10 protein-coding genes are annotated in these 13803 nt (G+C 54.2%); 3 read left to right on the top strand and 7 right to left on the bottom strand.

The window, feature by feature from the left end; translation table 11 throughout:
• Window positions 1-3: 3 nt before the first annotated feature.
• The 6 genes from ltaE to aqpZ form a co-directional block, all read right to left on the bottom strand.
• Entirely contained in the window at window positions 4-1005 is a 1002-nt protein-coding gene (gene ltaE, locus JM656_RS14040) for a low-specificity L-threonine aldolase (RefSeq protein ID WP_203358319.1), read from the bottom strand.
• Window positions 1006-1043: 38 nt separating this feature from the next.
• On the bottom strand, window positions 1044-2762 hold the full coding sequence (gene poxB, locus JM656_RS14035) for a ubiquinone-dependent pyruvate dehydrogenase (RefSeq protein WP_203358318.1): 1719 nt from the start codon (window positions 2760-2762) through the stop codon (window positions 1044-1046).
• A gap of 177 nt (window positions 2763-2939) precedes the next feature.
• On the bottom strand, window positions 2940-3908 hold the full coding sequence (gene hcr / locus JM656_RS14030) for an NADH oxidoreductase (RefSeq protein WP_203358317.1): 969 nt from the start codon (window positions 3906-3908) through the stop codon (window positions 2940-2942).
• A gap of 11 nt (window positions 3909-3919) precedes the next feature.
• A complete protein-coding gene (hcp, locus tag JM656_RS14025) occupies window positions 3920-5572 on the bottom strand; it encodes a hydroxylamine reductase (RefSeq protein ID WP_203358316.1) in 1653 nt (550 codons plus the stop codon).
• 143 nt (window positions 5573-5715) lie between these two features.
• A complete protein-coding gene (locus JM656_RS14020) occupies window positions 5716-6615 on the bottom strand; it encodes a lysine exporter LysO family protein (RefSeq protein ID WP_203358315.1) in 900 nt (299 codons plus the stop codon).
• A 153-nt stretch (window positions 6616-6768) separates the two neighbouring features.
• Window positions 6769-7506: an aquaporin Z gene (gene aqpZ, locus JM656_RS14015; protein WP_203358314.1), complete on the bottom strand. Its 738-nt coding sequence runs from the start codon at window positions 7504-7506 to the stop codon at window positions 6769-6771.
• Between the two features lie 425 nt (window positions 7507-7931).
• Between aqpZ and JM656_RS14010 the strand changes: the two genes are divergently transcribed.
• The gene (locus JM656_RS14010; RefSeq protein ID WP_203358313.1) at window positions 7932-9590 is read left to right on the top strand and encodes an ATP-dependent endonuclease; all 1659 of its coding nucleotides are present in this window, start codon (window positions 7932-7934) and stop codon (window positions 9588-9590) included.
• Here the strand turns inward: JM656_RS14010 and JM656_RS14005 are convergent.
• Window positions 9587-10537, bottom strand: a complete 951-nt coding sequence (locus JM656_RS14005) for a VirK/YbjX family protein (RefSeq protein ID WP_203361291.1) — start codon at window positions 10535-10537, stop codon at window positions 9587-9589. The two genes, JM656_RS14010 and JM656_RS14005, sit on opposite strands and share 4 nt — an antisense overlap.
• A gap of 162 nt (window positions 10538-10699) precedes the next feature.
• On the opposite strand from JM656_RS14005, the gene macA reads away from it, so the two are divergent.
• Together macA and macB are read left to right on the top strand one after the other, a co-directional pair.
• The gene (macA, locus tag JM656_RS14000; protein ID WP_203358312.1) at window positions 10700-11815 is read left to right on the top strand and encodes a macrolide transporter subunit MacA; all 1116 of its coding nucleotides are present in this window, start codon (window positions 10700-10702) and stop codon (window positions 11813-11815) included.
• Window positions 11812-13758 carry a macrolide ABC transporter ATP-binding protein/permease MacB gene (gene macB / locus JM656_RS13995; protein ID WP_203358311.1) on the top strand — a complete coding sequence of 649 codons (1947 nt, stop codon included), beginning with the start codon at window positions 11812-11814 and terminating at the stop codon, window positions 13756-13758. Before macA ends, macB begins: the two co-directional genes overlap by 4 nt.
• Window positions 13759-13803: the final 45 nt, after the last annotated feature.

Below are 13803 nucleotides of genomic sequence, written 5' to 3'. Positions count from 1 at the left end.
TCCTTAGCGATGTAAAAAAGCGCGCCAGTGGGCGACAACGTCGGCAAGCTGCTCGCGCGATACGTCCAGATGCGTGACCAGACGCACAATCGGCGAGGCGTTGATCAGCACGTCGTGCGCGCGCATATGCTCGCCTAATGCGGCTGCATTCTCTTCGCCAACGCGGACAAACAGCATGTTAGTGTCGTGGCGCATCACGTCAGCCCCGGCTTCACGCAACTGCTCTGCCATCCAGGCGGCATTGTCGTGATCGTCCTGTAAACGTGCGACGTTATTTTTCAGAGCATACAGCCCAGCGGCTGCCAGAATTCCAGCCTGGCGCATGCCGCCGCCGGTCATCTTACGCCAGCGGGTTGCGCGTTTAATATAGTCATGGCTGCCGACCAATAAAGAGCCTACCGGCGTCCCCAGACCTTTCGACAGACAGATGGTGAATGAATCGCAATACTGCGTGATCTCTTTGAGCTCGCAGCCATAAGCGACCACCGCGTTGAAAATACGCGCACCGTCAACGTGCAGCGCCAGACCGCGCTCACGGGTGAACGTCCACGCCTCTTTCAGATACTCGCGCGGCAGCACTTTCCCGTTGTGGGTGTTTTCAAGGCTGAGCAGACGGGTACGGGCAAAATGGATATCGTCCGCTTTGATCTTTGCCGCCACTTTATCCAGCGGTAGCGTACCGTCGGAGGCGGCATCGATAGGCTGAGGCTGAATGCTGCCCAGCACTGCGGCGCCACCGGCTTCATACAGATAATTGTGCGCTCCCTGACCGGCGATATACTCTTCGCCGCGCTCACAGTGGCTCAGCAGCGCCACCAGATTAGCCTGGGTGCCGGTGGGTAAAAATAGCGCAGCTTCTTTGCCGGAAAGCTCGGCGGCGTACTGTTGCAACGCGTTAACGGTGGGGTCATCTCCATACACGTCGTCCCCGACCGGGGCGGCCATCATTTCTTCAAGCATGGCGCGACTCGGACGGGTAACGGTATCACTGCGTAAATCGATCATTGCACATTCCTGGTGTTTAAAAGGCGATGTGCATTGTTTTACCTGAGCCAGTTGGTTTTTGCCAGTTCGATCACTTCGTCGCCGCGTCCGCTGATGATTGCGCGCAGCATGTACAGACTAAAACCTTTGGCCTGCTCCAGTTTGATTTGCGGTGGAATAGCCAGCTCTTCTTTCGCGACAACCACGTCAACCAGCACCGGACCGTCGATGGACATCGCCTTTTGCAGGGCTTCATCGACGTCAGCGGCTTTTTCCACGCGAATGCCGGGAATGCCGCAGGCTTCGGCGATGCGGGCAAAGTTAGTGTCGTGCAGTTCGGTGCCGTCAGTGAGATAGCCGCCTGCTTTCATTTCCATCGCCACAAATCCCAGCACGCTGTTATTGAAGACGACAATTTTCACCGGCAGTTTCATCTGCACGACAGAGAGAAAATCGCCCATCAGCATACTGAATCCGCCGTCGCCGCACATCGCCACCACCTGACGCCCCGGCGCGGTCGCCTGTGCGCCCAGCGCCTGCGGCATCGCATTGGCCATTGAACCGTGGTTAAACGATCCGAGCAGGCGGCGTTTACCGTTCATTTTCAGGTAGCGCGCCGCCCAGACGGTTGGCGTGCCGACATCGCAAGTGAAGATGGCGTCATCGGCGGCGAAATGGCTGATTTGCTGCGCCAGATACTGCGGGTGAATAGCTTTGTCGCTCGGTTTTGCCAGGTCGTCCAGTCCTTTACGCGCATTGCGATAGTGCTCCAGCGCCTTATCGAGGAATCTGCGGTCGGTTTTTTCTTCCACCAGCGGCAGCAGCGCGCTGAGCGTTGATTTGATATCGCCAACCAGCGCCATATCGACCTTGCTGTGGGCGCCGATGCTGGCGGGGTTGATATCTACCTGAATAATTTTGGCGTCAGCGGGATAGAAGGCGCGATAGGGGAACTGGGTGCCGAGCAGGATCAACGTGTCGGCATTCATCATGGTATGAAACCCGGAAGAAAAGCCGATAAGTCCCGTCATGCCTACATCGTAGGGGTTGTCGTATTCGACATGCTCTTTCCCGCGCAGGGCGTGAACAATAGGGGCTTTGATTTTGGCGGCAAACTCGACCAGCTCTTTATGCGCACCCGCGCAACCGCTGCCGCACATCAGCGCAATATTGCTGGAATAGCGTAACAGCTGCGCCAGTTTTTTGAGCTCTTCGGCAGCAGGTGTGACAATGGGGTGCGGCGCGTGGTACCAGTGCGTACTGGCGCCCTCTGGCGCAGGTTTCAGCGCGACGTCGCCCGGCAGCACGACAACCGAAACACCGCGATTCAGCACCGCCTTACGCATTGCAATCGCCAGAACCTGTGGGATCTGTTCTGGGCTGGAAACCAGCTCGCAATAGTGGCTACATTCACGGAACAACTCTTGCGGGTGGGTCTCCTGGAAATAGCCGCTCCCTATTTCGCTGGAGGGGATATGGGCGGCAATGGCCAGCACGGGAACGTGATTGCGATGACAATCGAAAAGACCGTTAATCAGGTGCAGGTTGCCCGGTCCACAGGAACCCGCACACACCGCCAGTTCGCCAGTAAGCTGCGCTTCCGCGCCAGCGGCAAAAGCCGCTACCTCCTCATGGCGGGTCGACATCCATTCAATCGTTCCCATGCGATTAAGGCTGTCACTCAGACCGTTCAGTGAGTCGCCCGTCACACCCCAGATACGTTTCACACCAGCCTGTTCAAGGGTTTTGGCAATAAAAGTAGCAACGGTTTGTTTCATGGTTTTCCATCTCCTTAAATGTGATACCGGTTACAAGTTTAGTCGAAGATGGCGGTTGTGCTTTTTATTTTCCCTTTGTTTTGTATGGGTTTAACGCGTTGTGCCGTGCTGCGCGAAGCATAAAAAAACGGCCACCGTTTCCGATGACCGTTTCCGTTGTGGGCCGAATAAGGCGGTTTACGCGAGCACTAAATCACCCTGTGGATGGCAGGAACAGGCCAGTACATAGCCTTCGGCGATCTCTGCATCGGTCAGCGTCATGGTGCTGGTGACCGTGTAGTTACCATCCACCACTTTGGTTTTGCAGCAACCGCATACACCGGCACGGCAGGCGACGGTGAGCGGTATGTTATTGCTTTCCATCGCTTCCAGCAGCGTGGTGCCGACTGGCGCATAAAACGCTTTCGCGGGCTGTAGCTTGGTGAACTTCAGACCGTCGGTTGCGGCTTCAGCGACGGGCGTGAAGAACTTCTCTTTAAAGAAGCGCGTTACGCCGAGCGCTTTCACTTCCTGCTCGACCAGATCCATATATGGCGCCGGACCACAGGTCATAACGGTACGAGACGTCAGGTCAGGAACACGTTGCAGCAGTTCAGTGGTCAGGCGGCCTGGCACAAAACCGTCGATGGCATCGTTTTCAGCGACCAGCGTCACCGGATACTGACGCCACTCCTGCGCGAAAATGACATCCTGCGGCGAGCGCACGTTATAGATAATCTGCACATCGGCCTGCGGGCGATATTTTGCCAACCAACGGCGCATCGACATGATCGGCGTCACGCCGCAGCCTGCCGCCAGCATCAGGAATTTCTCTTCGGCTTTATCTTCGCAGGTAAAGTCGCCCATCGCATCGGAGAGCCAGAGGTAGTCGCCGCGTTTGACATCACGGGTTAACCACTGTGAGCCCGCACCGTCATCAATACGGCGAACGGTCAGCGTAATGTACTCACTGACGCCCGGCGTGGAAGAGAGGGTGTAAGCACGCAGTGTCTCTGCTGAGTTGCGTACGCTGACCAGCGCATACTGCCCGGCGCGGTACGGATAATAGTCGTGGCACAGCAACGAAATCGTCCAGACATCCGGGGTTTCCTGATGAATGTGATGAACCTGCATCCGCCATGGGCACTGATGGGTTGGCATTGTCATGATGTAACTCCTTACGCGCTCAGCAGTTGCTTCATATCTTCTTCAACGGTGGTCACGGAACGCAGACCAAATTTCTCGTTGAGTACGGCCAGCAGATCCGGGGTGAAGAAACCTGGCGCAGTAGGGCCGGTGACGATGTTTTTCACACCCAGTGACAGCAGGGTCAGCAGGATCACAATTGCTTTCTGTTCGAACCAGGAAAGCACCAGAGACAGCGGCAGATCGTTCACGCCACAGCCCAGTTTTTCCGCCAGCGTGACTGCCAGAATAATGGCTGAGTAAGCGTCATTACACTGACCTGCATCAACCAGACGCGGCAGACCTTCGATATCGCCGAAGTCCAGTTTGTTGAAGCGGTATTTGCCACAGGCCAGGGTCAGGATCAGACAGTCGTCCGGTACGCTGGTGGCGAAATCGGTGAAGTAGTTACGTTCACCGCGCGCGCCGTCGCAGCCGCCGACCAGGAAGATGTGACGCAGTTTTTCACGGCTCACCAGATCGATCAGCGTATCCGCAGCGCCCAGCAGCGTCTGACGACCGAAACCGACGGTGATCAGGTGCGGGATCTCACTGTACGGGAAGCCTGCCATCTGCTGCGCCTGAGCGATAACCGGACCGAAGTTGTCACCTTCGAGATGGCTAACGCCCGGCCAACCGACGATGCTGCGGGTCCAGATACGGTCGTCATACGCGCCAACGGTCGGGTCGATGATGCAGTTAGAGGTCATCACGATAGGGCCTGGGAAGCGGGCGAATTCAACCTGCTGGTTCTGCCAGCCGCTGCCGTAGTTACCGATCAGGTGTTTGAATTTGCGCAGTTCCGGGTAACCGTGCGCAGGCAGCATTTCGCCGTGGGTATAGACGTTAACGCCGGTGCCTTCGGTTTGCTCCAGCAGGTTGTAGAGATCTTTCAGGTCGTGACCGGAGATCAGAATACATTTGCCTTCGGTGGCTTTAACGTTGACCTGAGTCGGTGTTGGATGACCGTATTTGGTGGTTTCACCGGTATCCAGAATGCTCATCACTTTGAAGTTCATCTGACCGATTTCCATTGAGCACTCCAGCAGAGCGTTCATATCGGAAGGCCAGGTGCCCAGCCACGCCATGATTTTGTGGTACTGCGCGTAGATATCGTTGTCGTACTGACCGAGTACGTGCGCGTGCTCCATGTAAGCCGCAGCGCCTTTCAGGCCGTACAGGCAAAGCAGACGCAGGCCGAGAATGTTTTCGCCAATGGTGGCTTTGTCTTTATTCGGGGTAAATTCAGCGGCCTGACGTTGCAGCGCGCCCAGATCGTCGCTCGCCAGTTGCAGGTCAGCCATCGGGTTGGTGACGGTGGCGTTGGCATCGATGTTCAGACACTGTGCTTTCAGCGCTTCACGCATCGCGATGGCTTCGCGGGCGTAGCCGACAATGCGGGGTGAATCGAAGTTAACGTTGGTCAGCGTGGAGAAAAACGCACGCGGCGCAAAGTTATCAATCTCGTGGTCAATGATGCCGTATTCACGGGCTTTAGCAGCCCATGCAGACAGACCTTGTAGGGAGGCAATCAGCAGATCCTGCAGATCGGAGGTTTCAGCCGTTTTACCGCACATACCCTGCGCGTAAGAGCAGCCGTTTCCTGCCGGAGTACGGATGGTTTGTTCACATTGCACACAAAACATGGTCACACCTTTTAAAGTTATATTTAATATACATCTTTAAGATTATGCCTGTGCGCGAAGGGATAAAAGGGATTTCTGATACAACTTGCAGGGAGATTGATTTAGCGCAATTTTGGCGGTAGCGCTCTACCGCCAGGGAGGTATCAGGCGGAGAAAAACGCCATCAGGATGGGCACCAGCAGACTCAGTATAAAACCGTGAACAATCGCGGCAGGAACCATCTCCAGACCGCCTGTGCGCTGCAACACGGGCAGGGTAAAATCCATCGACGTGGCGCCGCACAACCCTAAGGCGGTAGACCGGCTACGGCGGACTAAACCGGGGATCAACATGATGGCGATCAGCTCTCGCGCCAGATCGTTAAAGAAGGCGGAACTGCCAATGACCGGGCCGAAAGATTCGGTGAGCAGGATGCCCGAAAGGGAATACCAGCCGAAACCGGACGCCATTGCCAGCGCGGTGTTGAGAGGCAGGTCGAGAATAAACGCATTGATCAGGCCACCCACCAGGGAACTGGCAACCACCACGACGGCGACAATCATTCCCCGGCGATTCAGCACAATTTGTTTCAGGGTCATGCCGCTGTTGCGTAATTGAATCCCTACCAGGAACAATAAAAAGATCAGCGTATATTCGCTGGCTTCGGTCGCGTGTTGTAAAAAGGCCAGCCCGCTGAGACCAAGCGCAAAACCCAGCACCACGACGCCGCATAATTTAAGTGACTCCAGCGCCATGGCAATACGTGACGGCAGTTTTTCCTGCTGGTGGTTGTGCCGCCAGGGTATTGAGCGTTCCAGCCACAGTAAGGCAGCAATATTACACAGCAAAATAACGGTAATACTGACGGCAGAGTAATAAAAAATAGAGAACAGATTACTGGCGAGGTTATCCAGAAACGCCAGACTAATACCCATAAAGAAAAGGATGAGATAAACCATCCAGCTCAGCATCCGATTAATCAGGATTAATGCGGCTTTCTGTCGAAGGGGAACGAGGTAGCCCACCATCAGCGGGAGCAGAATGATTAAGAGTCCTGAAAACATGAACAGCCGGGTCCTTTAATGAGAATCTGTTTAGCGCCAGTGACACTACCCAATTCCGGCTGTGCAGTCAAAGAGCAAAATAAAAGCCGGGTAGCTTACGCCTTACCCGGCTTACATTCTTATTGCAATTTACGGACCTGTAGGTCAGATACGCTAATTGCTATCTGACACTGCAGCGCGTGCATTATCAGTATCCGTGTCGCGTTTTTCCAGCAGCGTGCGGTAGATAAGACCACCGAGGATGCCGCCGATGATTGGCATCACCCAGAACAACCACAGCTGTTCCAGCGCCCAACCGCCCTGGAAGAGGGCAACAGCGGTACTACGTGCCGGGTTAACGGACGTATTGGTCACTGGAATACTGATTAAGTGAATCAGGGTCAGCGCAAGACCAATCGCAATAGGCGCAAAGCCTGCCGGTGCGTTTTTATCGGTTGCGCCGTGAATCACTAATAAGAAACCAGCGGTCAGGACAATTTCAATGACAATCGCGGAAAGCATTGAATAGCCGCCCGGTGAATGTTCACCGTAACCGTTTGATGCAAAACCACTGGCGGTTGCATCAAAGCCTGCTTTACCGCTGGCAATAAGATAAAGTACTGCCGCTGCAATAATGCCGCCGACGACCTGTGCGATGATATAACCAATAACGTCTTTTGTCGGGAAACGACCGCCAGCCCATAAACCTAACGTGACTGCCGGGTTAAAATGACCACCCGAAATATGACCGACAGCAAATGCCATGGTTAAAACGGTCAGACCAAACGCCAGCGCAACACCAGCAAATCCAATACCTAATTCAGGAAATGCTGCTGCCAGAACGGCACTCCCGCAACCACCAAAAACAAGCCAGAATGTACCAAAACATTCGGCCGCTAATTTTCTGAACATATCCACCTCAATTTAAAAAATTGGTCATGATTTCTCATGCCAACCGTATTTATCGCCATAAAAGGGTGACGATAGAATGCATGAACCGGTATTTTAAAAACTAACGCCACCCAATCACCAGTTAAATAAATCTACGAAATTTGATTTAGGGCAATGTGCAGCTATTCCTTGTGCCAATTTTCCATAGACACAGTGTAGTGCATTTTCACCCGAAGGTAGTTTCGTTAAATTTAATATAATTCACTGACTTAACTATTATATTGTTTTGATATTGTTGAAATGTGACAGAGCGAAGTATTTTGTGTGACTCGTACATAATTCAATCAGTTGCCTGTTGTGAACGTGCGGACATCACATCAGTCGTGAGATTTTACCGTTATACTGCGGATAGCTTAATGGATTAGTGACTCTTTTCTGGAGGAAACATGATTCTCGAACGTGTTGAGATTGTGGGTTTTCGCGGGATCAATCGACTGTCGTTGATGCTGGAGCAAAACAACGTACTGATTGGGGAGAACGCCTGGGGTAAATCCAGTTTGCTGGATGCGCTGACCCTGTTGCTGTCGCCGGAATCCGATCTTTATCATTTCGTCCGCGAAGATTTCTGGTTTCCTCCCGGCGATATTCAGGAGCGGGAACACCATCTGCATATCATTCTTACGTTTCGCGAATCGCAACCTGGTCGCCACCGGGTGCGTCGTTACCGCCCGCTAGCTGACTGCTGGACACCGTGTCGAGACGACTATCACCGCATTTTTTATCGTCTGGAAGGCGAATGCGGTGAAGACGACAGCGTCATGACGTTGCGCAGTTTCCTTGATGGCGACGGACATCCATTACCCGTTGACGATATTAACGACCAGGCTCGGCATCTTATTCGCCTGATGCCGGTACTGCGCCTGCGCGATGCGCGTTTTATGCGCCGGATCCGTAACGGTACGGTGCCCGATATGCCCGATGTGGAAGTGACCGCCAGACAACTGGATTTTCTGGCCCGGGAACTGGCGATGCGTCCCCAGAATCTGACCGATGGTCAGATACGCCAGGGGCTGTCGGCGATGGTGCAATTGCTGGAACATTACTTCTCTGAACAAGGCGCCGGGCAATCACGCTATCGCCTGATGCGTCGGCGTTCGAACAACGAACAACGAAGCTGGCGGTATCTGGACATCATCAACCGGATGATCGACAAACCCGGCGGGCGTACCCATCGGGTGATTCTGCTGGGACTGTTTTCAACGTTATTACAGGCAAAAGGCACCCTGCGGCTGGATAAAGATGCGCGGCCGCTATTGCTGGTGGAAGACCCGGAAACGCGGTTGCATCCCATTATGTTGTCGGTCGCCTGGCAACTGTTGAATCTGCTGCCGTTGCAACGTGTGGCCACCACCAATTCCGGTGAACTGCTGTCGCTCACGCCGGTGGAGCATGTTGTTCGCCTGGTGCGTGAATCCTCGCGCGTGGCGGCGTGGCGGTTGGGACCCGGCGGGTTGAGTGCGGAAGATGGACGACGCATTGCGTTTCATATTCGTTTCAACCGCGCCTCTTCTTTATTTGCGCGCTGTTGGTTGCTGGTCGAGGGTGAAACTGAAACCTGGGTTATCAACGAACTGGCGCGTCAATGCGGGCATCACTTTGACGCTGAAGGGATCAAAGTGATTGAGTTTGCCCAGTCTGGTTTAAAGCCACTGGTGAAATTCGCCCGACGTATGGGGATTGAGTGGCATGTGCTGGTCGACGGCGATGAAGCAGGGAAAAAATATGCCGCTACGGTGCGCAGTTTGCTTGAGAATGACCGGGAAGCGGAGCGTGAGCATCTCACCATATTACCTGCGCTGGATATGGAACATTTTATGTACCGGCAGGGATTTTCAGATGTCTTTCACCGGGTGGCGCAGATCCCGGAAAATATTCCGATGAACATGCGCAAGATTATTTCGAAAGCGATCCATCGCTCATCGAAACCGGATCTCGCCATTGAAGTCACCATGGAAGCAGGGCGGCGCGGCGTTGATGCAGTACCGACCCTGTTCAGAAAGATGTTTTCACGCGTGCTCTGGCTGGCGCGTGGTCGGGCCGATTAACGGCGGAACAAATCTGACATTTGCGCCTGAATAGCGTCCAGCATCTGATAGCGACGACGGTATTCAGCGCGCTTCTTGCTGGCAATTTCCGACATGTCCTTGCGCGTAAGCGTGCAGGGAAGGTGGTAATACCCTTTCTCATCGCACTCTCCTCCGCAGGAAGCCCAAAAGGCATTGTAGTCGGCGTGAATATTGTCCTCTTTATCGCGATAGCGCAGGCTACGGTAAATGTGCGTTTCGTTGCTGACAGCCAGAATTTGTTGGACCTGTAAACGTTCTGCGAATTGGCATACGGCCTCCATGACCAGGCGTTTGGGAAATAATCCATGACAGGATTTGGTCGCGCTTTGAATGGCTTCATGGGGGAGCTCGCGCTTGCCGCCCTGTAGCCCGCCAATAAACAGGGTTCGTTTCCCCTGATATTCACACAGCGTGAAAGTGATTTCCGCCAGCGTATCCCCGTCACCGTTACGCACCAGTAGGGTGCTGTCACCCTCTTTATCGAGAGAGATCATCATGGTCAACTCAAGGGTGAAGATTTCCCCATTTTTACCTTCCAGTTGCGCCAGCCGTAGCCCGGATGTATTCATATATGTTCTTAATTCTTCGGGCGTCATAAACCTATGCAGCAGGGCGTAATGATAACGCAATGCTTCCAGTAATTGTTTGCGGCCAAGATTTGCCGCAAGGTAGGGGCGATGAAGGCGAACCGGGAGTCGCGGTTGTCGCGTCAGTAAGACGTTAAGATCCGGCCACTGTGAAAGCTCGGCCATCCATTCACGACTCAAGCGGGGCATCAGCAGGGAGCGCAACATAAATTTCCGCCGGAAACTGCGTTGATGCCAGAATTTGCCCGGGCGCCACAGGCCGCGGGTCAGACTGAAAAATAACCCCAGACTCGTTATGGGGCGAGAAGGAGAGAAAGCATTTTCGGTGAGCTGCGACATATTCAACCATCCAATAAAAAGGTGTCGCATGGATTTCACCATCAGCATACTTAACCAAATATCAATAACTCTGTTACTCTCATTGCCTTTCAATACTTGTTTATTATTGGTTGATGTTGGCTCAATCACTCTGGCGCAATAGACGGGGAATTCAGGATTTGTATGAACATCAAGGGAAAACTTAAAAAGCGGTATCTGCTGGCGATAGGGGTCATTATCGTGGGGCTGATTGCTGCCTGGAGAACACTGAATGCGCCGCTGCCTAATTATCAGACGCTGATTGTTCGCCCCGGTGACCTTCAGCAAAGCGTACTCGCCACCGGGAAACTGGATGCGTTACGTAAAGTGGATGTCGGGGCACAGGTCAGCGGGCAGCTGAAGACGCTGTCGGTGGCCATTGGCGATAAAGTCAAAAAAGACCAGTTACTCGGCGTTATCGATCCGGAACAGGCGCAAAACCAGATTAAAGAAGTCGAAGCCACGCTGATGGAACTGCACGCTCAGCGACTTCAGGCGCAAGCCGAATGGAAACTGGCGCGCGTGACGTACTCTCGCCAACAGCAACTGGCAAAAACACAGGCCGTCTCGCAGCAGGATCTGGACACTGCCGCCACGGAGATGGCCGTTAAGCAGGCGCAAATCGGCACCATTGACGCGCAAATTAAGCGCAATCAGGCCTCTCTTGATACTGCGAAAACCAACCTGGACTACACCCGTATTGTGGCGCCGATGGCGGGGGAAGTAACGCAAATCACCACTCTGCAAGGGCAAACGGTTATCGCCGCCCAACAGGCGCCGAACATTCTGACGCTGGCGGACATGAGCACCATGCTGGTGAAAGCGCAGGTGTCGGAAGCGGATGTCATTCATTTGAAACCGGGGCAAAAGGCCTGGTTTACCGTGCTTGGCGACCCTCAGACGCGTTACGAAGGGGCGCTGAAAGACGTTCTGCCGACGCCTGAAAAAGTCAACGATGCCATTTTTTACTACGCCCGTTTTGAAGTGCCCAATCCGAATGGCGTTTTGCGTCTCGACATGACGGCTCAGGTTCATATTCAGCTCACCGACATTAAAAATGTGCTGACTATTCCACTCTCAGCGCTGGGCGACCCGATTGGAAATAATCGCTACAAAGTCACCCTGCTGCGCAACGGCGAAACCCGTGAACGGGAAGTGTCGATTGGCTCGCGTAATGATACCGATGTGGAGATCGTCAAAGGCCTGGAAGAGGGGGATGAGGTCGTTACCGGTGAGGGCAAACCGGGAGCCGCGCAATGACGGCATTGCTTGAACTGAACGATATTCGCCGTAGCTATCCGTCGGGAGAGGAGCCGGTGGAGGTGCTTAAAGGCATCTCGCTGCATATTCAGGCGGGTGAAATGGTGGCGATTGTCGGTGCTTCAGGCTCGGGTAAATCCACGCTGATGAATATTCTGGGGTGCCTGGATAAACCCACCAGCGGCACCTATCGGGTGGCGGGGCGGGATGTTTCTACCCTCGACAGAGACGCGCTGGCGCAGTTGCGGCGTGAACACTTTGGCTTTATTTTCCAGCGTTATCATCTGCTCTCACATCTGACGGCGACGCAAAACGTCGAGGTGCCTGCGGTTTATGCCGGAACCGAACGTAAACAGCGACTGGCGCGTGCTCAGGATCTCCTGCAACGGCTGGGGCTGGGCGATCGCATCGATTACCAGCCATCGCAGCTTTCTGGTGGTCAACAGCAGCGTGTGAGTATCGCCCGCGCGCTGATGAACGGCGGACAGGTTATCCTTGCAGATGAGCCTACGGGGGCGCTGGACAGCCGTTCTGGCGAAGAGGTGATGGCCATTTTGCATCAACTGCGAGATCGCGGCCATACGGTCATTATCGTCACCCACGATCCGCAGGTCGCGGCACAGGCTGAACGGGTGATTGAAATCCGCGATGGCGAGATCGTGCGTAACCCGCCGCCGAAAAAAACGGCCAGCGGAGAGAATATGGTCGGATCTGCCGTTAAGACCGCCTCCGGCTGGAACCAGTTTGTCAGCGGTTTTCGCGAGGCGCTGACCATGGCGTGGCTGGCAATGGCGGCCAATAAAATGCGCACGTTGCTCACGATGCTGGGGATCATCATCGGTATCGCATCGGTGGTGTCGATTGTGGTGGTGGGCGATGCGGCAAAGCAACTGGTGCTGGCGGATATCCGTTCCATCGGAACCAACACTATCGATATCTATCCCGGCAAAGATTTTGGCGATGACGACCCGCAGTATCAGCAGGCGTTGAAATACGACGATTTGACGGCGATTCAAAAACAACCCTGGGTCAGTTCCGCGACGCCCGCGGTTTCGCAGAATCTGCGCTTACGTTACGCAAATATCGATGTGGCGGCCAGCGCCAATGGCGTCAGCGGAGATTATTTTAACGTTTACGGGATGAGTTTCAGCGAAGGAAACACCTTTAATCGTGAACAGTTAAACGGGCGGGCGCAGGTGGTGGTGCTGGACAAAAACACCCGGCGCCAGCTATTTCCGAACAAAACTACCGTGGTGGGCGAAGTTATCCTGGTCGGCAATATGCCTGCCACGGTGATTGGCGTGGCGGAAGAGAAACAGTCGATGTTTGGCAGCAGTAAAATCCTCCGAGTCTGGTTGCCGTACAGCACAATGTCAGGGCGGGTGATGGGGCAATCGTGGCTGAATTCGATTACGGTTCGCGTGAAAGAAGGTTTTGACAGTGCGCAGGCGGAACAACAGCTCACCCGTTTGTTGACGTTACGCCACGGTAAAAAGGATTTCTTCGCCTGGAACATGGACGGCGTCCTGAAAACGGCTGAAAAGACCACCCGTACCCTGCAACTGTTTCTGACCCTGGTGGCGGTGATCTCGCTGGTCGTCGGCGGGATAGGCGTTATGAACATTATGCTGGTTTCGGTGACAGAACGTACGCGGGAGATCGGTATCCGGATGGCGGTGGGGGCGCGCGCCAGCGACGTGCTACAGCAGTTCTTAATTGAAGCGGTGTTGGTGTGTCTGGTGGGCGGAGCCTTAGGTATTGGCCTGTCGATGTTGATCGCCTTTACGCTGCAACTGTTTTTACCCGGCTGGGAAATCGGTTTCTCGCCGATAGCCCTGATTACCGCTTTTTTGTGTTCAACATTTACCGGGATTTTATTCGGTTGGTTACCGGCGCGAAACGCCGCCCGACTGGATCCTGTCGATGCGCTGGCCAGGGAATAATGTGTTGTATTCCTTCAAAAATAAAAATGCCAGCCCTGGGGGCTG

The organism is Citrobacter sp. R56 (assembly GCF_016811995.1).
Lineage (GTDB): Bacteria > Pseudomonadota > Gammaproteobacteria > Enterobacterales > Enterobacteriaceae > Citrobacter_D > Citrobacter_D enshiensis.
The sequence above is the reverse complement of the archived record's forward strand: the minus strand, read 5'-3'. Positions and strand labels throughout refer to the sequence as shown.